Origin of the sequence: Nocardia sp. NPDC046763, assembly GCF_040645495.1 — a bacterium.
GTDB lineage: Bacteria > Actinomycetota > Actinomycetes > Mycobacteriales > Mycobacteriaceae > Nocardia.
Window position 1 is genome coordinate 69,544 of sequence record NZ_JBEYYI010000007.1, and the last position, 20,554, is coordinate 90,097.

The following is a 20,554-nucleotide window of genomic DNA, read 5'->3' on the forward strand; positions in this document are numbered from 1 at the left end:
CTGATCATCGTCAAGGTGGGGACCACACTCCCGAGATCAAGCTACGCTGGCGGACATGGTTTCACCCTCCCGTAGCAGTGCTTCCCGTCGCCGCCGGGAGGATGCGGGAAAGTTCTTCACCGGCTTTCTGCTTCTCCTCGGACTGGTTGCCAGCGTTTTCCTGGTCTTCAGTGACAACCTCCACCTGATCCGGGTGGGCCTGGTCGCGGCCCTCTGGGCGGCCGCCATCGGCGCGCTCGCGGCCACCCGTTATCGCAGGGAAGCGGCCGTCGACAAGGCGAAAGTGGGTGACCTCCAGAAGGTCTACCAACTCCAGCTGGAGCGCGAGGTTGCTGCCCGCCGCGAATACGAGCTCGGCGTCGAGACCAGGGTCCGCCACGAGGTCGGCGCCGACGCCGCGGAGATGGCCGCGCTGCGTGCCGAACTCACGGTCCTGCGCGAGAGCCTGCAGCGTCTGTTCGATGGCGATCTGCCCTCCGAGCGCCCGGCCCTGCGCGCGGATGCCGTTCGGGTCCAAGAACTTCCGAGTAGCGAGTCCCGCCCGGCCCCCGAGGCGGCGAACGATAACTGGGCGGACGCGGATCCCTGGGACCCGTGGTCGTCCCCCGACCAGGCCGAGGACGACGACGACCCCCGCGCCCGCATGGCCCCGAAGTTCGATCCCGAGCATCCCGAACCGCCGGCCTTCGCCACCCCCTTCGACGACCCGGTCACCGCCGAGACGTCGATCATCACCGACGCCATGCGTCAAGACTACGAGGCCGAACGTACCGCCGCCGAACCGGATTCGCCCGTCCCGCCCCCGAACCCGGAGGCCGCCAACGAATCCGGCGACGTCCCCGCGGCCAACGGCCATACCGGCGCCAACGGCAATGCGCCCGCCAATGGCGGTACTGCCACCAGTACCCATGCCGCTGCCAATGGCGCCGCCACCAACGGCCCTGTCCCCGTCCCGCGCCTGACCCCCGACCCCGCCTCCGCGGCCCCGGTCGGCCGCGCCACCGCCCGCCGTCGCCGCCGGTCCGAAGACGACACCGACGCCGAAGGCACCCACCGCCTCTCGGTCGCCGAAATCATGGCCAACCTGAAGTCCGAGAACAGCAACTGACCCTCACCCGCCAGAGTTGCCTATCCCACAGTGGGTAGCTCTGGCGAATCGGCGGCGATATCCTCGCACGAGTAACGTCCGGTACCCGCAAGGCGGGACTGGAACGACTTTCGAGAGGACAAAGTGACCTCGGACAAGGATGTCTGCGGGACCGATCCTGCGCCTGCACGCTTGACGGTGGGAATCGTCTCGGCGGGACGCGTCGGATCCGCGCTGGGTGTGGCACTGGAGCGTGCCGGTCATGTCGTATTCGGGGTGTCCGCGATTTCGGATGCCTCGGTGCGTCGTGCCGCCACGCGCCTGCCGGATTCCCGCATCCTGCCCGCCGAGGAGGTGGCCGCCCGCAGTGAGCTGCTGATTCTAGCGGTGCCGGACAGTGAATTGCCGGGTCTGGTCGCGGGTTTGGCGGTTGCGAACACGGTGCGCGCGGGCACCATCGTGGTGCACACGTCCGGTGCGAACGGGGTCGGCGTGCTGGCGCCGCTGACCGCGCTGGGCACGCTGCCGCTGGCGATTCATCCGGCCATGACGTTCACGGGACACGACGAGGATGTGGCCCGCCTGGCCAATGCCTGCTTCGGCGTGACCGCCGCGGACGACATCGGCTATGCCATCGGGCAGTCGCTGGTGATCGAGATGGGCGGCGAGCCGGTGCGGGTCGCGGAGGAGAATCGCACCCTCTATCACGCGGCTCTCGCCCACGGCAGCAACCATCTGGTGACCTTGATCGTGGATGCGGTCGAGGCGTTGCGCGCCGCGCTGTCCGGTCCGGGTCTGCTGGGTCAGCAGACGGTCGACGATCAGCCGAACGGCCTGGCCGAGCGCATGCTCGCGCCGCTGGCCTCGGCCGCCCTCGACAATGCCCTGCGCCGCGGTCCGGCCGCGTTGACCGGCCCGGTGGCGCGCGGCGATGTGGCCGCGGTGGCCGCGCATCTGGACGCTCTCCAAGCCCTGAATCCACAGCTGGCCGCGGGCTACCGCGCCCTGTCGCTGCGTTCGGCCGAGCGCGCCGGGACCAATCCCGCCCTGATCGATCTGCTGGAAGGACCCCGGTCGGGCGGTCAGGCGCGGAGGCGGCAGCGAAGCGTAACCACGGAGGGCCCCGACCGGCCGGAGAAAGGACACTGACGCCCATGGACCCCAAGCTGATTGGCACCTACAAGCGCGGCGAGCTGACCGTGCTGCACGATCCGGCCGTCATGACCAAGGTCGTGAAGGCGCTGCGGTCGGTGGGCCGCCGGGTCGCGCTGGTACCGACCATGGGCGCGCTGCACGAGGGCCACCTGGAGCTGGTGCGGCTGGCCAAGCTGACCAATACCACCGTCATCGTGTCGATCTTCGTGAACCCGCTGCAGTTCGGCGCGAACGAGGATCTCGACAAGTACCCGCGCACCCTGGACGCGGATGTGGAACTGCTGCGCGGCGAGGGCGTGGAGCTGGTGTTCGCGCCCAGCGCCCAGGACATGTACCCGTTCGGCACCCGCACCACGGTGCAGGCCGGTCCCGACGGCGACATCCTGGAGGGCGCTACCCGCCCGGGCCACTTCTCCGGTGTGCTGACCGTGGTCTCGAAGCTCTTCAATATCTGCCAGCCGCACGAGGCGTTCTTCGGCGAGAAGGACTACCAGCAGCTGGCGCTGATCCGCCAGATGGTCGTCGACCTGAACATGGACGTGAAGATCGTGCCGGCGGCGACCGTCCGCGAGGCGGACGGTCTGGCCAAGTCCTCCCGCAACCGCTACCTGAGCGCGGAGGAGCGCGAGCTGGCAACGACCCTGTCGGCGGCGCTGCTGGCCGGCCGGCACGCGGCGGGCCGGGGTCCGGAGGCCGTGCTGGAGACCGCGCAGTCCGTGCTGGATCTCGCACCGGACATCCAGGTCGACTATCTGGCCCTGCGGGGTGCGGACTTCTCCGAGCAGTGGCCGACCGGCAATGCCCGGCTGCTGGTCGCGGCGCGGGTCGGCACCACCCGCCTGATCGACAACATGCCCGTCTCCATCGGCAAGCCGCTCGATGGCCACCCCACTGCCCCCGATCAGCCTGCCCAGGCAGCTCTCTAGGAAGACGACGACGATGTTGCGCACCATGATGACGTCGAAGATCCACCGCGCCACGGTGACTCACGCCGATCTGCACTACGTGGGTTCGGTGACCGTGGACCAGGACTTGCTCGATGCCGCCGACCTGCTCGAGGGCGAGAAGGTCAGCATTGTCGACATCACCAACGGGGCCCGCCTCGAGACCTATGTGATCGCCGGCGAGCGCGGTTCCGGCGTGATCGGAATCAACGGCGCCGCAGCGCATCTCGTACATCCCGGCGACCTGGTCATCCTGATCGCCTACGGCATGATGGACGAGGCCGAGCTGAAGAACTATGCCCCGCATGTGGTCTTCGTCGACGAGCGCAATCGCCCGGTCGAGCGGGGCACCGATCCGGCGCACGCCCCGGAGGGGTCCGACCTGATCTCGCCGCGTTCGCTCTCGCTGGCCTGAGCGGCGGGCCATGCTGCTGACCATCGATGTCCGCAACACCAGCATCGAGCTGGGCCTGTTCTCCGGCAGCGGAGATCACGCGAAGCTGGTGCGGCACTGGCGGATGCACACCAATCCGCTGCTGACCGCGGACGAATTCGCGCTGCAGGTGCGCGGTCTGATCGGCGCGGACGCCGATCAGGTGGTGGGCGTCGCGGCGCTGTCCACGGTGCCGCCGGTGCTGCGCGAGCTGCGCGAAATGCTGTCCCGCTATTGGGTTGATGTCCCGCACGTGCTCGTGGAACCCGGTGTGCGCACGGGTATTCCGCTGCTGGTCGACAATCCCAAGGAGGTCGGCGCGGACCGCATCGTGAATTGTCTTGCGGCATATCACCGTTTCCACTCGCCGGCCATCGTGGTGGATTTCGGGACGGCCATCTGTGTGGATCTGGTGTCGGCCAAGGGGGAATTCCTCGGCGGCAGTATCGCGCCCGGTGTGGAGATTTCCACCGAGGCGCTGATCGCCCGCAGTGCGCTGCGCCGCGCGGAGCTGACCCGCCCGCGGTCCGTGGTGGGCAAGAACAGCATGGAGTGCCTGCAGTCGGGCGCCATTTTCGGTTTCGCGGGCCTGGTGGACGGCCTGATCGATCGCATTCGCGATATCGACGCCTTCTCCGGCGACGATGTGGCCGTGGTGGCCACGGGCGCGACCGCGCCGCTGATCGTGCCGGAGTCGGAGACCATCGAGCATCACGAGCCGCATCTGACGCTGGACGGCCTGCGCCTGGTCTACGAGCGCAATCAGCAGCGTCGGGCCCGGCCCGAGCCCGGCACCGCCCGACCCTGAACAGACCGGCTGGAATAAAAGTGACGCAGTCGTCGCCGGGAGCCCTGGTGGTTCTCGGCGAACCGCTGTTAGACTCGCCGACGTGTATTTCCGCGTGAGCATCCAGGAGTGTTGTCGAGGCTGATTCGCCTCGACGGTCGTCGAGGCTTCGTATAGCCCCCGACCACAAACACACTTCTTGGAGTTTCGCTCATGCGTTCCTCTGTTCTTTCCCTCCCGCTCGACACCCGTGCCGCCTCGCCGCTCCTGCCCGAGGTCACCGAGCGGGCCACCGCCTCGGCCCTGCCGACCCGGCTGCGTCCGGCCGATCTGCTGCGCCTGACCGATGAGGGCGCCCAGGACGTGCTGGAGGGCCGCTACGACCACCTGCTGCCCGACGACGGTCTCTGGCCCACCGAAAACCGCTGGGCCACAAGGCTCGTCGCCGATGACGAGGTGGACATCTGGCTGATCAGCTGGGTCGAGGGCAAATACACCGAACTGCACGACCACGCCGGCTCGCTGGGAGCGCTGACCGTGCTCTCCGGCGCGCTGTCGGAATATCGCTGGAACGGCCGGGATCTGCGCCGCCGCACTCTCACCGCGGGTGATCAAGCCTCTTTCCCGCTCGGCTGGGTGCACGACGTGGTGCGTGCCCCCGAGGCGGAGGCCGGCATCACCGGCCCGCTGAATCCGACTCTGAGCGTGCACGCCTATTCCCCGCCGCTGACGGCCATGTCCTATTACGAGGTCACCGGCCACGGCACCCTGCGGCGCACCCGTTCCGTCCTTACAGACCAGCCCGAAGGCGAACTCGAATGACCCACATGACGATCGACGGCATGCTCGCCCAGGCCCGCGGGCAGCTGCGCCGCCTGCTCCCGATCGAATTGCCGCAGGCCATCGCCCGGGGCGCGATCCTGGTGGATATTCGCCCGCAGGCGCAGCGGATGCGCGAGGGCACCCTGCCGGGCGCGCTGGTGATCGAGCGAAATGTCCTGGAATGGCGTTTGGATCCGTCGAGTTCCGCGCGTCTGGCGATGGCCGAGCATCACGATATGGAATGGATCATCGTCTGCTCGGAGGGATACACCTCGAGCCTGGCCGCCGCCTCGCTGCAACAGCTGGGCCTGCGCCGTGCCACCGACCTCGAGGGCGGATATCAGGCCTTGAAAGCGGCGGGCCTGCTGACCGCCGCGGCCAGTGCCCCGCACTTCGAACGCGAGGTTGCGACCCTCGCCTGGCTGTAGCCGAACCGGCGGGGAGGCGGCGGAAAAAAGGAATTCCGCCGCAGGATAGTCTTGGGACCCGTGAGCACCTCCACTCCCTCTTCTCCTTCGAGCAACCCCGTTCCTGCTGTGCAAAAGCGTGCCGCGGCGGCCCCCGTGGAGCATGACGTTCCCGAGCAGATGCGGATTCGCCGCGAGAAGCGCGAGCGGTTGCTGGAGGAGGGTCGTGAGGCCTATCCGGTGGTGGTGAACCGCACCCACACCCTCGGTGAAATTCGTGCGGCGTACCCGGATCTGGCGGCCGATACCCAGACCGGTCAGACGGTCGGGATTGCGGGGCGCGTCATTTTCGTCCGAAATACCGGCAAACTGTGTTTCGCCACCCTGCAGGAGGGCGACGGCACCAAGCTGCAGGCGATGATCAGCCTCAATGGCGTCGGCGCGGAGTCGCTGGCGGCCTGGAAGTCCGATGTCGATCTGGGTGACTTCGTGTACGTGCACGGCGAGGTGATTGCCTCGCGCACGGGCGAATTGAGTGTGATGGCCGATACATGGGAGATGGCGGCCAAGTCGCTGCGCCCGCTGCCGGTGGCCCACAAGGAGATGGGCGAGGAGTCGCGTGTCCGCCAGCGCTATGTCGACCTGGTCGTGCGCCCGGAGGCCCGCGAGATGGCCCGCACCCGCGTCGCGGCCGTGCGCGCGTTGCGAAATGCGTTGGAGCGCAGGGGGTTCCTCGAGGTCGAGACCCCGATGCTGCAGACCATTCACGGCGGTGCCGCGGCCCGTCCGTTCGTCACGCACTCGAACGCGCTCGACATGGAGCTGTTCCTGCGCATCGCTCCGGAGCTGTTCCTGAAGCGTTGCGTGGTGGGCGGCATCGAGAAGGTCTTCGAGATCAACCGGAACTTCCGCAACGAGGGCGCGGACTCGACCCATTCGCCCGAGTTCGCAATGCTGGAAACCTACGAGGCGTACGGCACCTACGACGATTCCGCCAGGATGATGCGGGAATTGATCCAGGAAGTCGCGCAGGAAGTCTACGGCACGCAGGTCGTGACGCTCGCCGACGGCACCGAATACGATCTGTCCGGTGAGTGGGCGACGGTGGAGATGTACCCGTCGCTGTCGGAGTCGATCGGCACCGAGGTCACCCCGGAAACGTCGGTCGAGGAATTGCTGGCGCTCGCGGATCGGGTCGGTCTGGAAATTCCGGAGGGCAAGGGCTACGGTCACGGCAAACTGGTCGAGGAACTGTGGGAGCACGTCTACGGCGACAAGCTCTACGCGCCGACTTTCGTGCGGGACTTCCCGGTTGAGACATCGCCGCTGACGCGCCAGCATCGGAGCAAGCCCGGGGTTACCGAGAAGTGGGACCTGTACGTGCGCGGCTTCGAACTGGCCACCGGCTATTCCGAACTGGTCGATCCGGTGATCCAGCGGGACCGTTTCATGGATCAGGCGCGTTTGGCCGCGGCCGGTGACGATGAGGCCATGCGCCTGGACGAGGACTTCCTCACCGCGATGGAGCACGGTATGCCTCCCACCACCGGAACGGGTATGGGTATCGATCGTTTGCTGATGGCCCTGACTGGCCTGGGAATCCGGGAAACGATACTCTTTCCAATTGTGCGTCCGGTAGCCCGATAGTTCTCCGGATTGCATTTCCGGGGCCTGTTCTGGGACTATCGGAATTAGCGGTATTCTGGCGTCGGGTAATCGGCCTGACTATGCGGGTCGCACGATTTCGAGAGGACGTTCATCTCATGGCAAAGAAGGTCACCGTTAGCTTGATCGACGATGTCGACGGTGAGTCCATCGCGGACGAGACCATCGAGTTCGCAATCGATGGCGTCTCGTACGAGATCGACTTGTCGACGGAGAATGCGGCCAAGCTGCGGGAGGGTCTGGACAGTTGGGTTTCGGCCGCTCGGCGCGTGAGTGGCCGACGTCGTACCAAGGTGGCCGGTGCTCCGGCCGCGGGCCCGAAGAACCGGGTGTCGATCGATCGCGAACAAAGCGCGGCCATTCGCGAATGGGCGCGCCGGAATGGTCACAAGGTGTCCGCTCGTGGTCGTATCTCCGCTGACATCACCGAGGCTTACAACAAGGCCGCTGCTAAGAACTAGTTGTCCGACTAGTCGCCGATTCGACTGCCGTCCGGGTGTTTCGTGCGTGCCCGGGCGGCAGTGGTTTTTTCATACGCTTTGCGTATAACCGGAGGATCGGCTGCGATCTTGCTAGTGCCGGGGAGGCCAGGCACCATTGAATCGTGCGGACGATGTCACTGGCTGGATGTAGAGAAGAGGTATCGGCGCAGTGACCGCTTTTCACGGTTCCTTCCTCCGGGTCAAGGATCAAGAGGGACGTCAGCATGAGTTGATGCTGACCCCTGACCAGCAGCGAATCACCATCGGGCGATCGCCGCAGGCCGACCTGTCTCTGTTCTGGGACGTCGAGGTGTCGCGGCTGCACGCCACCGCCGAGTACCTGGGCGCGCACTGGACCATCGTCGACGACGGCCTTTCCCGCAACGGCACTTTCGTCAACGGGGATCGTCTGGTCGGCCGCCACCGGCTGCAGCCGGGGGACGTCATCCGGATGGGTACGTCGCGGGTCACCTTCCACGATTTCAGCGGCGCCGCAGGCGATGTCACGCAGACCTCTACCGGCGGGCTGCCGACGCTGCGCTCGCTCACCGAAACTCAGCGGTCGGTATTGATCGCGCTCTGCCGGCCGCTGCGGAGCAATGACGGGTTCGCCTCACCCGCCTCCAACCAGCAGATCGCGGCGGAACTCTTCCTCAGCGTCGACGCCATCAAGACTCATCTCCGCGCGCTGTTCGCGAAGTTCGGTGTCGAGGACCTCCCGCAGAACCAGAAGCGGGTTCGCCTCGCCAACCTGGCCATGCAGTCCGGCGTCATCTCCGAACGCGACCTCTGATTCGTCGATCCTGGTACTGCCCGTGCCTGTTGGACCCCTGCGCATGCGTGCGAGCTTCTGAGCCATGGGTTTCCGTGCCCGCCGGCGATTGACTGGATGTAGTCGATCACCCGGGACGAACACGGGTGGCAGATCCAGTCAGGAGAGAACGATGTTCGCATTTCGCACCGCCGCGCTGGTGGCGGCGACGCTGACCACCGGACTGATCGCCGGGGTGTTCTACGCCTACGCGACCTCGGTGATGACGGCCCTGGGCCAGTCCGACGACCGCACCTTCATCGACGTCATGCAGAAGATCAACGTGGTCATCATCAATCCGTGGTTCATGCTCGGATTCATGGGCACGGTCGGCTTCACCGTGCTGGCCGCGGCCCTGCACCTGGGCAGGGACAACCGGACCGCGCTTATCTGGATCGGCGTCGCGCTGGCCCTCAATGTGATCGCCTTCTGCGTCACCTCGGGCCTGAACGTGCCGCTCAACAACCAGCTGGCCAATGCCGGTGACGTCGGGCAGATCCAGGATCTGGCGGCGGTGCGCTCGCAGTTCGAAAGCTCATGGGTGGCTTGGAATATCGTCCGCGCGGTGCTGCACACGCTGGCGTTCCTGGTGCTGACGGGCGCGCTGTTCGTGGCCGGCGTGCAGCACGCCAAGGCGAGCACGGCCGCCACGGTCGCCACCGTCACGCCCGCCGCGCAGCCGGGCTTCCCGCCGGCGCCGGGTGCGTACTCGGCTCCGGCGGCGTGGTCCGCTCCGGCTCAGCAGGTTTTCCCGGCCCAGCCCGGATTCGCCTCCGGGCAGCAGTAGTTCGGTCCGATTCCGGCGGTCGCCGGGACCCAGGGCGTGGCCTCGCAAGCCGCCTGCGGGTCCCGGTCGCCGCCGTTTTCCTGTACTGAAACGGGTTTCAGAACTTACCCGCCAGTAATCCATCCCGCGTGCTTGTTTCCTGATTAGGTTTGCGGAACGCGTTCTAATTTGGGAGGGAACATGAGAAGGATGCCCATGCCTGGAACGCCGGGATCACTGCTGATCATGGCGGTTCTGGCGGTCTTGTGGATCGGTGCGAGCGGTACCGCCCGAGCGGAATACCCGGTCACTTTCAACTTCTTCGCGGGCATCCCCAACGAGCTCACGAATCCCGGTGGCTCGCTGCCCGGCGCCAATGACTGGTCCTGCAAACCCAGTGCGGCGCACCCGGATCCGGTGGTCCTCGTCCACGGCACCGCGGGCGGTGCGCAGACCAACTGGGGCGCCTACGCGCCACTGCTCGCCAACCAGGGGTACTGCGTCTACGCGCTGACTTACGGCGCCCTCGACGTGCCGTGGCCGCTGTCCGCGCTGGGCGGTATGAAGCCGATCCCCGAGAGTGCCGCTCAGCTGGACGCTTTCGTGAGCCGCGTGCTGTCCGCGACCGGTGCGGCTCAGGTCGACTTCGTCGCCCACTCGCAGGGCAATACGGTCGGTGAGTACTACATCAAGCGGCTCGGCGGCTCGGGCAAGGTCAACCGCTTCGTGGCCATCGCGCCCCCGTGGCTGGGTATCTTCGGCGACCAGATGAACGTCGTGCGCGCCTTCGGGCGGCAGCTCGGCGCGAGCGCCGACCAGGTGGACAACCTGGCCGCGATGGGTGTCGTCTGCCAGGCGTGCCCGGAGTTGCTCCGCAATTCCTCGTTCATCAACGCCCTGAACGCCGACGGCGTGTACGACCCGTCGGTCACCTACACCAACCTGGCCTCCAACTTCGACGAGGCGGTGTGGCCCGCCATCGCGCTGGTCCCGGCCCCGAACGTCACCAATGATCTGATGCAGGACGGTTGCCCTGTCGACTTCTCCGATCACATGGCCATCGCCGGCAGTCATCGCGCGGCCATGATGGCCCTCAACGCGCTCGATCCGGAGCATGCCCAGCCGGTGCCGTGCGAGTTCGTCCCGCCCGTCACCGGGGACTGAGGAGCCCCGAACGCGACTGTTCGCTGTGGGCGTAGCCGATTCGGAAACGGGCCGCGCAACTGCCCCGTTATGACTGAATGAGTCGTACTGTCGCCGGTTCGCAATAGGGTGGACGGACGACGTGCGTGACCCCCGGCAACTAGAGTGGAGTCGGGGGATGCAACCCCAGGGCTTCATGGCAGGCTGGCGACCAGAAGGGCAGCACAGGGTCTGAAGCGCCGGATGCCAGTGATGGCGGAGCAGGAGAGTGAGGGAGCGATGTTCGAGAGGTTCACCGACCGCGCGCGGCGGGTCGTTGTCCTGGCCCAAGAAGAGGCCCGGATGCTCAACCACAACTACATCGGCACCGAGCACATCCTGCTGGGCCTGATCCATGAGGGCGAGGGCGTCGCGGCGAAGTCGCTGGAGTCCCTTGGCATCTCGCTGGAGGGTGTGCGTTCGCAGGTCGAGGAGATCATCGGCCAGGGCCAGCAGGCCCCGTCCGGTCACATTCCGTTCACCCCGCGCGCCAAGAAGGTGCTGGAGCTGTCGCTACGCGAGGCGCTGCAGCTCGGCCACAACTACATCGGCACCGAGCACATTCTGCTCGGCCTGATCCGCGAGGGTGAGGGCGTCGCGGCGCAGGTGCTGGTCAAGCTGGGCGCGGACCTCAACCGGGTGCGCCAGCAGGTCATCCAGCTGCTGTCGGGTTACCAGGGCAAGGAGCCGGTCGAGGGTTCCGGTTCGCGCGGCGAGCAGGGCACCCCGTCCACCTCGCTGGTGCTGGACCAGTTCGGCCGCAACCTGACCCAGGCCGCCCTCGAGGGCAAGCTCGACCCGGTCATCGGCCGCTCGAAGGAAATCGAGCGCGTGATGCAGGTGCTGAGCCGCCGTACCAAGAACAACCCGGTCCTGATCGGTGAGCCCGGCGTCGGTAAAACCGCCGTCGTGGAGGGTCTCGCCCAGGCCATCGTCAACGGCGAGGTGCCGGAGACGCTCAAGGACAAGCAGCTGTACACCCTCGACCTGGGTTCCCTGGTCGCGGGCAGCCGCTACCGCGGTGATTTCGAGGAGCGCCTGAAGAAGGTGCTCAAGGAGATCAACACCCGCGGCGACATCATCCTGTTCATCGACGAGCTGCACACCCTGGTGGGTGCGGGCGCGGCCGAGGGCGCGATCGACGCGGCCTCGATCCTGAAGCCCAAGCTGGCTCGCGGTGAGCTGCAGACCATCGGTGCCACCACCCTCGACGAGTACCGCAAGTACATCGAGAAGGACGCCGCCCTGGAGCGCCGGTTCCAGCCGGTCCAGGTGGGCGAGCCGACGGTCGAGCACACCATCAACATCCTCAAGGGTCTGCGCGACCGCTACGAGGCGCACCACCGGGTTTCGATCACCGATGGCGCTCTCGTCGCCGCGGCCACGCTGGCCGACCGCTACATCAACGACCGCTTCCTGCCGGACAAGGCGATCGACCTCATCGACGAGGCGGGCGCGCGCATGCGCATCCGCCGGATGACCGCGCCGCCGGACCTGCGCGAGTTCGACGACAAGATCGCCGAGGCGCGCCGGGAGAAGGAGTCCGCGATCGACGCGCAGGACTTCGAGAAGGCCGCGCGCCTGCGCGACAAGGAGAAGCAGCTCGTCGCCAAGCGGGCCGAGCGCGAAAAGCAGTGGCGCTCCGGCGATCTGGATGTCGTGGCCGAGGTCGACGACGAGCAGATCGCAGAGGTGCTGGCCAACTGGACCGGTATCCCGGTGTTCAAGCTCACCGAGGAGGAGACCACCCGTCTGCTCCGCATGGAGGACGAGCTGCACAAGCGGATCATCGGCCAGGAGGACGCGGTCAAGGCCGTGTCCAAGGCCATCCGCCGCACCCGCGCCGGTCTGAAGGACCCGAAGCGTCCGTCGGGCTCGTTCATCTTCGCCGGTCCGTCCGGTGTCGGTAAGACCGAGCTGTCGAAGGCCCTCGCGAACTTCCTGTTCGGCGAGGACGACGCGCTCATCCAGATCGACATGGGCGAGTTCCACGACCGCTTCACCGCCTCGCGTCTGTTCGGTGCCCCTCCGGGCTACGTGGGTTACGAGGAGGGCGGCCAGCTCACCGAGAAGGTGCGCCGGAAGCCGTTCTCGGTGGTGCTGTTCGACGAGATCGAGAAGGCGCACCAGGAGATCTACAACACCCTGTTGCAGGTCCTCGAGGACGGCCGCCTGACCGATGGTCAGGGTCGCACGGTCGACTTCAAGAACACGGTGCTGATCTTCACCTCGAACCTCGGTACCTCGGACATCTCGAAGGCCGTGGGTCTGGGCTTCGCGCAGTCGAACAACGAGGGCTCGAACTACGAGCGGATGAAGCTCAAGGTCAACGACGAGCTGAAGAAGCACTTCCGGCCCGAGTTCCTCAACCGTATCGACGACGTGATCGTGTTCCACCAGCTCACCCAGGACCAGATCATCCAGATGGTCGACCTGATGATCGGCCGCGTCGCCAACCAGCTGAAGAACAAGGACATGGAGATCGAGCTGGGCGAACAGGCCAAGAGCCTGCTGGCCAAGCGCGGTTTCGACCCGGTCCTGGGCGCCCGCCCGCTGCGTCGCACCATTCAGCGCGAGATCGAGGACCAGCTGTCGGAGAAGATCCTCTTCGGCGAACTGGGCCCCGGCCAGGTCGTGGTGGTGGACGTCGAGGGCTGGGACGGCGAAGGCCAGGGCGAGAACGCCAAGTTCACCTTCAGCCCGAAGGCCAAGCTGACCAAGAAGTCGGACGAGTCCGTCGAGGACAAGCCGGTTGCCGCCCTCGCTGGTGACGCCCCGTCCTCGGCCTCGGGCGAGTAACGCTCCGCCTCGGGCTGGCAAGCTTCAGCGACACAACGAAAGCCCCGTCCTCCTTCGGGAGGGCGGGGCTTTCCGCTTGTCTGCGACGGAAATTCGGTGGCGGCGCGATCCCGGTATAGCCGATGCTCGGATAGCCGACCAGAAGGGAACGCATGCTCACCGACGCTCAGCTCGCCGCCTTCACCACCGAAGGGTTCGTGAAGGTCGAGGGGGCCTTCTCCGTCGAGACCGCTGCCGCGGGCCGCGAGATCCTGTGGCGTGCAACCGGTTGCGATCCCGACGACCCGTCGACCTGGCACAGCCCGGTCGTCCGGCTCTGGGACCACGCCGAGGAGCCCTTCGCCCGTGCGGTCACCGCCCCGCCCCTGCTCGAAGCCTTCGATCAATTGGTAGGTCCCGGCCGCTGGCTGCCCCGGAAGACCCTGGGCAGCTGGCCTATTCGCTTCCCCGGTCCGGAGTCGCCAGGCGACGACGGCTGGCATGTCGATGTGAGCTTCCCGGGTGATGCCGCCCGCGACGACTACCTGAGCTGGCGCGTGAACATCCACTCCAAGGGCCGGGCCCTGCTCATGCTGTTCCTGTTCTCCGATATCGGCGCCGAGGACGCTCCGACCCGCATCCGTGTCGGCTCGCATCTGCGCCTGGCCCCGGTGTTGGAGCCGTTGGGTGACGAGGGCGCCACCATGTTCGACCTCCACGACTTCTATTCCGCCACGGCCGATCTGCCCGAGGCGCTCGCGACCGGCAGGGCCGGCGATGTCTATCTCTGCCACCCGTTCCTGGTGCACGCCGCCCAGCCCAATCGCACCGGCCGCCCCAGATTCATGGCCCAGCCTCCGCTGCTGTTGCGCGAACCGTGCGTGCTGAACCGCCCGGACGGCGCGTACTCACCGGTGGAGCAGGCTATTCGGCGGGGTCTGGAGCTGGGTGCGGCACGGTGACCACGCACCGGGACGTACACCGGATGTGTTCTCCGGAAGGATGATTCGCGTTGTCGCGGGGCGGAAGGTGAGAGTCATGGAACTCGCCGAGTTCGGTGCTACTGCCAGCCCGGGCGGACCAGACCGGATTCGTAGGCCATGACGACGAGCTGGGTGCGATCGCGCGCACCCAGTTTCACCAGAATCCTGCTGACGTGGGTGCGGGCGGTGGCGGGGCTCATGTAGAGGCGGTCGGCGATCTCGGCATTGGTGAGGCCCTCGGCGACCGCGGTCATGACCTCGCGTTCGCGGCCGGTGAGTTCGGAGAATGCCGCAGCGGGGGCGGGTTTGGCGTGCGAGGCGAATTCGGCGACCAGGCGTCTGGTGACGCTGGGGGAGAGCAGGGCGTCACCGCTCGCGACCACCCGCACGGCCTTGATGAGGTCGGCGGGCTCGGTGTGCTTGACGAGGAAGCCGGTGGCGCCCGAACGCATGGCCTCGAAGACATATTCGTCGAGTTCGAAGGTGGTCAGCACCACGACCTTCACCGTGGCCAGTGCCGGATCGGCGGCAATGGCGCGGGTGGCGGCCAGGCCGTCCATTTCGGGCATGCGGATGTCCATCAGCACGACGTCGGGGAGGAGTTCGCGGGCCAGGCCGAGGGCCAGGGCGCCGGTGTCGGCCTCGCCCACCACCTCGATATCGTTCTGGGCGCCGAGCAGCGCGGCGAAGCCCGCTCGCACCAGCGCCTGATCATCGGCGATCACCACCCGGATCGGCATCGCACCTCCTCGAATTCCGAACCTACGCAACCGGTTCGGGTCGCGCCAGGTGGGTGGGCAGCCTGGCCGCGACCCGGAAGCCGCCGTCGGCCTTGGGTTCCGCGGACAGCTGCCCGCCCAGGGCGTGGGCGCGCTCGGTCATACCGGTGATGCCGTGGCCACCGGCCGGCGACTGCGGGGCGGGCTGCCGGGTGGGCCGGGTGTTGTCGATGGTGAGCTGCAGCCGCTCGGTCGCGTAGTGCACGGTGACGAGCACGCTCGCGCCGGGCGCATGCCGCACCACATTGGTGAGCGACTCCTGCACGATGCGGGCGGCGGCCACGTCGACCACGGCCGGCAGCCGCCGCGGCCCGCCGGTCACCATGGTGTGCACCACCAGTCCGGCGGCGCGGGCCGGTCCGGTGAGCTTGTCGAGGTCGGTGATGCCGATGGTGGGTGTGGTCGGCGCGGTCACGGTGGCGGTGCCGCCGCGAATGGAGCGCAGCAGCGCGTTCACCTCACCGAGCGCGTCCTTGCTGGCGGATTTGATGGCGGCCAGCGCGGTGGCTGCCTGCTCGGGCTTGCGGTCGAGCAGTTCCAGCGCGACCGAGGACTGCACATTGATCAGGGACAGGCTGTGCGCGAGCACGTCGTGCAGTTCGCGCGCGATGGCCAGGCGCTCCTCGGTGACCCGTTGTTCCCGCTCGGCCGATTCCAGTGCGCGCTGGGCCTGTTCGCGTTCGCGCTCGGCCTGTTCCTCGCGGCGGGCCGCCTCGCCGCGCTGCCGCCGCGCGATGACGGCGGCGCGCCGCTGCCGGATACCCTCGGCCGCCGCGGCGAGTACGAAAAGCCAGGCGAGTAAACCGAATTCCTGCCAGGCGCCGGTGTGGTACCCGCGCCAGCCGGGCACCGGCCATACCATGAGCAGGTAGCCCGCGGCCACGAACGGGTAGGTGTACCAACGGGATCCGAGGACGGCGGCGGTCAGGAAGGCGACGATGAGCGAGACGAAGATCGGCCCGTAACCGTAACCGAGCAGTAGGTATGCGACCGCCACGGTCAGCGTCGCGTAGAACACTTCCAGCGGGCGGCGCCGGCGCAGTATCAGCAGTGCTGGACCGGCGATGAGCAGCGCGTATCCGTACACATCGAGCTGGCGCATCACCGTCTGGTGATGATTGGCCAAGGTTCCGAAGCCGAGTTGTAACGCCCCCACCACCAGTGCCGGGAGCACGTCGCGCCGCCCGAGCCTTCCCCCGCGTGTGTCCATAGCTGCACCGTAGCGCCGTATCCGGGCAGCGGCACTGTGTCGCGGCCAAATACGTCCAGATACGTACGCCGGATCGCGCGCTGCGACGGATTCTTTCCCGTCCGCAGCGGCGGATCGTTGAGCCCATGAACGAAGCGATCGTCGTCACCGATCGGCTGACCAAGCGCTACGGCTCCCACACCGCCGTGGACGCCGTGAGCATGAGCGTCCGCCGCGGTGAGATCTACGGTTTCCTGGGTCCCAATGGCGCGGGCAAGACCACCACATTGCGCATGCTGGTCGGTCTCATCCGTCCGTCGTCGGGCGGCGCGACCGTGCTCGGGCGGCAGCCCGGCGACCCCGAAACACTGTGCCGCACGGGCGTTCTCATCGAGGGCCCCGGCTTCTATCCCTACCTGTCGGGCCGGGACAACCTGCGCGTCCTGGCCCGTTACCGGGGTGTCGGCGACGACGCGGTCGCCGACGCTCTGGACCGGGTGGCCCTCAGCGCCCGCGGCAAGGACCGGTTCCGCACCTATTCGCTCGGCATGAAGCAGCGCCTCGGCGTCGCGGCCGCCCTGCTCGGCCGCCCCGACCTGCTGATTCTCGACGAACCCACCAATGGCCTGGATCCGGCGGGCATGGCCGAGATGCGGGCGCTCATCACCGGACTCGCCGCCGACGGGCACACCGTCGTGCTGTCCAGCCACCTGCTGAGCGAGGTACAGGAGATCTGTGATCGCGTCGGCGTCATCTCCGGCGGGCGTCTGCTGGTCGAGTCGACCGTGCGCGAATTGCGTGGCACGGCCTCGCTTCTGGTGCGTGCGGAGCCACTGGAGGTGGCCTTCCCCGCGGTGCGTGCCGTGGTGGGGGAGCGGTCGGCGCTGGTGACCGCCAACGGTATTCGCATCGACGCCGGGGCCGCGAACGCTCCCGCGGTGGCGCGCGCGGTCATCGAGGCGGGCGCGGAGCTGCTCGAGCTGCGCACCGACGAAAAGTCCTTGGAGGAAGTCTTTTTCGAGATGACGGAGACGTCGAAATGACCGACCTACTGGCCAGCACCCGGGCCGAACTGCTGCGGCTGCGCAAGTGGCCCGCCTTCTGGATCGTGCTCGGCACCTGGATCCTTTTGAATCTCACCTTCGCCTACCTGTTCAACTATCTGGCCTACACCACCGGCAGCACCACCCGCATGTCCAACGGGCTGCCGCGTGAGTTGCTCCTGCAGCAGATGCTGCCCGCGGCCGTGTCGGAGGTGTTCACGCAGGGCATGGCCATGTTCGGCGGGGCGCTCATGCTGGTGCTGGGCGCGCTCGCGGTGGGCAGCGGCTACGGCTGGGGCAGCTGGAAAACCGCACTCACACAGGGACCTTCGCGGGTGCACGTGATCGGTGCGGTGGTGCTGAGTCTGGCGGTGACGGTGGTCGCGCTGGTGCTGGCCGCCTTCGTGATCGACACCGGCGTGGCCGAGCTCATCGCCGGCACCCAGGGCCAGTCCCCGGCGTTGCCCTCGGCGGGCCGGATGCTGCTCGGAATCGGTTCCGGCGCCGCCATTCTGGGCATGTGGACGCTGGCGGGCGCGCTGATCGGGGCGGTTGCCCGGGGTCCTGCGCTGGCGGTGGGCCTGGGCCTGGTGTGGGTGCTGGTGGTGGAGAACCTGCTGCGCGGCGTTGCGGCGATCTTCTCGCCCATCCGGGCCGTCACCGACCACCTGCCCGGCACGGCGGCCGGCTCCCTGGCGGGTTCCCTGCGCACGGTGGGCGGCCCGGCCACCCCCGGCGTGCTGGATGTCCTGAGCCGCGGCGAGTCCCTGCTGGTGCTGGCCGCGTACGTCGTCGTCTTCGCGGCCGGAACGATCTGGCTGATTCGACGCCGTGACATGGTGTGAGACAAGCGAACACCGCGCGATCGACCGTTCACCCGCCCGGTGAGCGGTCGTGTCGTCGTGTCAGCCCGCCGGATCCAGGACGCCGTGTGCGAGTTTCACCGGGCCCGCGGCGATCTGCCCGGACCCGAGCACGCGTTCATGCTGATGCCGGTACACCTCGGCGGCGAGCGGTGCGAGCAGCACAGGGGAGGGCCTCGGCCGCTCCCACACAGAAGTCGCTCGCACCATCCCCGCCACCGACTACGCGACCCGACGAGGCAGACGCCCTGGCCGGTCTGAGCCTGATGACCCTTCGCTACCGGCCCACTGAACGCTGGTCGGCGCGGCTAGGGCTCGACGGTGATCGGCAGCGCGGTCGGTTTGCCCGTCACCGGCTTCTTGGTAGCGGCATCGACGATCGTCACGTGAATGGCGGACTGGCCTTCGTGGACCGCGAAATTCTGTTTGGCGTCGAGCTGCATCTCCAGCTGATACGTGGCGATCTTGCCGTGCTCGAGGGCGAAGGGCGGGACCAGGGTCTGCGATTGGTAGTCGGTGCCGGTGCCTTCGTGCACGTAGCGCACCGACTGCCAGGTGTTGGTGGCGGTGTCCAGCATCTGCATGGTCCCGGAGGGCATGGGCGAGGCCATGCCCGAACTGCACGTGCAGTGACCCAGCGACACCACCATGGCCACCTGCGGAATATCGCCATCGGTGGAGTTGGTCAATGTCACCGTGAAACGCATGGGCGCACCGCCCACGTGGACCGTCGTCGGATCCTGTGCCGTGATGGTGACATCGATGCCCTCGGCCGAACCTGTGGCACTGCCGGCCGGGCTCGTGGCCTGCGCGGCCGAGGTGGTCGCGGCCGCCGACGCGCTAGCGGCGGGTGTGGACGACTGCGCGGTCGAGGCCGTATTGGAATTCGTGCACGCGGCGAGGGTCAGAATGACTGCTGCGCAGCCGAGTACGGCGCCGAGTCGGGGCGAGGTAGGGATGACGGCCTCCGATATTGTTCGCGGCCGCGACTCGGCCGTTCCGTACGATAGCTGTTCAAGATCGTGAGCGCGTGCCGGAAATTTCGTGAGCGCGCCCGAGTAACGTTCCAGCACTGCGAATTTGATCGACTGCTGGGATGCCGCCACCACCGCCAACTCGCTCACCGTACTGGAACTGCATGGTGGCGATCGGGGTCCATGAGCTCCAGTGGTCGGCTTGGGTTTTCATTATTTCCCAGGGAACAGCTGCGGGTGTGTCGATGGTGGGCCTTCCGACCCACCGCCGCGCTGAGATCAACCGTGAAAGATCGTGTGTGAAAATATAACCGGCATTCGATCGTGCCCCGAAAACTGTGGTCTGGCGCGGGTCGAAATTTGTGTCTTCGGCTCGTCGTGACGATCGGACACCGTTGGCACATCGGCCTCGGTGAGGATTTCGGCCATCGTTTTCCGGCCGGTTGCGCCACTACCCCCTTATCGATGCCGCGTTTGCGGCCGGACTTCCCGCGAATATTGCTGGCCCCCACGCGATTCGTGGTCTTTTACCGCGTGCGGCGGCGCGTACTCGCCGGGCGCGCCGAAGGTGATCCACGACTATCAGGAGCGCTATCTCCGCGACTTCTTCCCGGGCCATTTCGCCGTCGACGACACGGTTTTCGTCAATGCAGAACTGGTCAACTCGCGCCAGGATCCGGCGCTGGCCCACCTGCGCGCCGAGCACGACGCCTCCTACGCCATCTGCACCGGCATCGGCGCGGTGGGCGCGATCGGGCTGGGCGTCGCGGTGCAAAGGGACTCGCTGAGCGCGGGCCGGGTGTAGGCGCTGTCCATGATCGGCGGCGGCATTGTGCTGGCTCGGGTCACCAATCCCGAGTGAGCGGGGGCCGGGACGGTATCGTCGCGCCCCATGGACGTTGCGCCCCTGCGGCCACCCGACCTCGCCGCGCGACCGTTCTTCCTGGTCGCGGAACGCATCATGGTCGCTTCGCCCGCAGAGCTCTACCGCCAATGCACCCGGCAGTTCGGACTCTGGTTCGCCGATCCGGGTTCGATCCTCATGCGTCCGGCGGTGAACGAGCCGTTCTTCTTCACCGCGGGCGGCGGCCACCCGCACTACGGCAGATTTCTGCGCCTGGAACCCGACCGCCTGGTCGAGCTGACCTGGGTCACCGGCGGCACCGAGGGTGCGGAAACCGTGGTCACCCTGGAACTTTCGGCGCACGGCGCGGGCACCGCCCTGCTCCTCACCCACGCCGGCTTCCCGAACGCCGTGACCCGGGACCGGCATGAGAGGTCGTGGCCGCGGGTGCTCGAGCACTGGGACCACCGCACGGCCGCGGCGGTCTGAGGGATGAACACCGAATGATCATGAGCCCGCCACGCTTTCGAGCGGAGTAGGTTCGACCAGTACCGATTTTT

The 20,554-nt window shown here is 67.3% G+C and carries 22 protein-coding genes; 18 read left to right on the forward strand and 4 right to left on the reverse strand.

From position 1 onward, the window contains the following. The first annotated feature begins 55 nt into the window (after positions 1–55). The 14 genes from ABZ909_RS13915 to ABZ909_RS13980 all read left to right on the forward strand — a co-directional run bounded on the left by ABZ909_RS13915 (position 56) and on the right by ABZ909_RS13980 (position 14,281). The gene (locus tag ABZ909_RS13915) at positions 56–1,108 is read left to right on the forward strand and encodes a DUF6779 domain-containing protein (RefSeq protein WP_356998679.1); all 1,053 of its coding nucleotides are present in this window, start codon (positions 56–58) and stop codon (positions 1,106–1,108) included. Positions 1,109–1,231: 123 nt separating this feature from the next. Then, positions 1,232–2,236, forward strand: a complete 1,005-nt coding sequence (locus tag ABZ909_RS13920) for a DUF2520 domain-containing protein (protein ID WP_356998682.1) — start codon at positions 1,232–1,234, stop codon at positions 2,234–2,236. 5 nt (positions 2,237–2,241) lie between these two features. Continuing rightward, complete coding sequence (gene panC / locus ABZ909_RS13925; protein ID WP_356998685.1) at positions 2,242–3,168, forward strand: pantoate--beta-alanine ligase; 927 nt, start codon at positions 2,242–2,244, stop codon at positions 3,166–3,168. A gap of 13 nt (positions 3,169–3,181) precedes the next feature. Next, positions 3,182–3,601: an aspartate 1-decarboxylase gene (gene panD / locus ABZ909_RS13930; protein WP_356998689.1), complete on the forward strand. Its 420-nt coding sequence runs from the start codon at positions 3,182–3,184 to the stop codon at positions 3,599–3,601. A 10-nt stretch (positions 3,602–3,611) separates the two neighbouring features. Beyond that, on the forward strand, positions 3,612–4,427 hold the full coding sequence (locus tag ABZ909_RS13935) for a type III pantothenate kinase (protein ID WP_356998692.1): 816 nt from the start codon (positions 3,612–3,614) through the stop codon (positions 4,425–4,427). Positions 4,428–4,619: 192 nt separating this feature from the next. Further along, positions 4,620–5,228 carry a cysteine dioxygenase family protein gene (locus tag ABZ909_RS13940; protein WP_356998695.1) on the forward strand — a complete coding sequence of 203 codons (609 nt, stop codon included), beginning with the start codon at positions 4,620–4,622 and terminating at the stop codon, positions 5,226–5,228. A gap of 5 nt (positions 5,229–5,233) precedes the next feature. After that, positions 5,234–5,656: a rhodanese-like domain-containing protein gene (locus tag ABZ909_RS13945; RefSeq protein WP_356999236.1), complete on the forward strand. Its 423-nt coding sequence runs from the start codon at positions 5,234–5,236 to the stop codon at positions 5,654–5,656. A 159-nt stretch (positions 5,657–5,815) separates the two neighbouring features. Continuing rightward, positions 5,816–7,282 carry a lysine--tRNA ligase gene (gene lysS, locus ABZ909_RS13950; protein WP_356999239.1) on the forward strand — a complete coding sequence of 489 codons (1,467 nt, stop codon included), beginning with the start codon at positions 5,816–5,818 and terminating at the stop codon, positions 7,280–7,282. 116 nt (positions 7,283–7,398) lie between these two features. After that, a complete protein-coding gene (locus ABZ909_RS13955) occupies positions 7,399–7,761 on the forward strand; it encodes an Lsr2 family protein (protein ID WP_354831422.1) in 363 nt (120 codons plus the stop codon). A 253-nt stretch (positions 7,762–8,014) separates the two neighbouring features. After that, complete coding sequence (locus tag ABZ909_RS13960; RefSeq protein WP_356998697.1) at positions 8,015–8,575, forward strand: FHA domain-containing protein; 561 nt, start codon at positions 8,015–8,017, stop codon at positions 8,573–8,575. A gap of 151 nt (positions 8,576–8,726) precedes the next feature. Then, positions 8,727–9,380, forward strand: coding sequence for an anthrone oxygenase family protein (locus ABZ909_RS13965; RefSeq protein ID WP_356998700.1), 654 nt, complete (start codon positions 8,727–8,729; stop codon positions 9,378–9,380). 195 nt (positions 9,381–9,575) lie between these two features. Continuing rightward, complete coding sequence (locus ABZ909_RS13970) at positions 9,576–10,523, forward strand: lipase (RefSeq protein ID WP_356998703.1); 948 nt, start codon at positions 9,576–9,578, stop codon at positions 10,521–10,523. A 258-nt stretch (positions 10,524–10,781) separates the two neighbouring features. Further along, entirely contained in the window at positions 10,782–13,340 is a 2,559-nt protein-coding gene (locus ABZ909_RS13975) for an ATP-dependent Clp protease ATP-binding subunit (protein ID WP_356998706.1), read from the forward strand. Positions 13,341–13,492: 152 nt separating this feature from the next. Further along, entirely contained in the window at positions 13,493–14,281 is a 789-nt protein-coding gene (locus tag ABZ909_RS13980; protein WP_356998708.1) for a phytanoyl-CoA dioxygenase family protein, read from the forward strand. 98 nt (positions 14,282–14,379) lie between these two features. On the opposite strand, the gene ABZ909_RS13985 is transcribed toward ABZ909_RS13980, so the two are convergent. Beyond that, positions 14,380–15,042 carry a response regulator transcription factor gene (locus ABZ909_RS13985; RefSeq protein ID WP_356998711.1) on the reverse strand — a complete coding sequence of 221 codons (663 nt, stop codon included), beginning with the start codon at positions 15,040–15,042 and terminating at the stop codon, positions 14,380–14,382. 22 nt (positions 15,043–15,064) lie between these two features. Beyond that, complete coding sequence (locus ABZ909_RS13990) at positions 15,065–16,291, reverse strand: histidine kinase (protein WP_356998714.1); 1,227 nt, start codon at positions 16,289–16,291, stop codon at positions 15,065–15,067. Between the two features lie 125 nt (positions 16,292–16,416). Between ABZ909_RS13990 and ABZ909_RS13995 the strand changes: the two genes are divergently transcribed. Next, positions 16,417–17,313 carry an ABC transporter ATP-binding protein gene (locus ABZ909_RS13995; protein WP_356998717.1) on the forward strand — a complete coding sequence of 299 codons (897 nt, stop codon included), beginning with the start codon at positions 16,417–16,419 and terminating at the stop codon, positions 17,311–17,313. Then, positions 17,310–18,158, forward strand: a complete 849-nt coding sequence (locus tag ABZ909_RS14000; RefSeq protein ID WP_356998720.1) for an ABC transporter permease — start codon at positions 17,310–17,312, stop codon at positions 18,156–18,158. Before ABZ909_RS13995 ends, ABZ909_RS14000 begins: the two co-directional genes overlap by 4 nt. A gap of 60 nt (positions 18,159–18,218) precedes the next feature. Here ABZ909_RS14000 and ABZ909_RS14005 read toward each other — a convergent pair whose 3' ends face one another. Together ABZ909_RS14005 and ABZ909_RS14010 are read right to left on the reverse strand one after the other, a co-directional pair. Further along, complete coding sequence (locus ABZ909_RS14005) at positions 18,219–18,341, reverse strand: hypothetical protein (RefSeq protein ID WP_356998723.1); 123 nt, start codon at positions 18,339–18,341, stop codon at positions 18,219–18,221. A 143-nt stretch (positions 18,342–18,484) separates the two neighbouring features. Continuing rightward, complete coding sequence (locus tag ABZ909_RS14010) at positions 18,485–19,300, reverse strand: hypothetical protein (protein ID WP_356998726.1); 816 nt, start codon at positions 19,298–19,300, stop codon at positions 18,485–18,487. A gap of 418 nt (positions 19,301–19,718) precedes the next feature. Between ABZ909_RS14010 and ABZ909_RS14015 the strand changes: the two genes are divergently transcribed. Together ABZ909_RS14015 and ABZ909_RS14020 are read left to right on the forward strand one after the other, a co-directional pair. Further along, the gene (locus tag ABZ909_RS14015; RefSeq protein WP_356998729.1) at positions 19,719–19,955 is read left to right on the forward strand and encodes a hypothetical protein; all 237 of its coding nucleotides are present in this window, start codon (positions 19,719–19,721) and stop codon (positions 19,953–19,955) included. Between the two features lie 87 nt (positions 19,956–20,042). Beyond that, complete coding sequence (locus tag ABZ909_RS14020; RefSeq protein WP_356998731.1) at positions 20,043–20,483, forward strand: SRPBCC domain-containing protein; 441 nt, start codon at positions 20,043–20,045, stop codon at positions 20,481–20,483. The last annotated feature ends 71 nt before the right edge of the window (positions 20,484–20,554 follow it).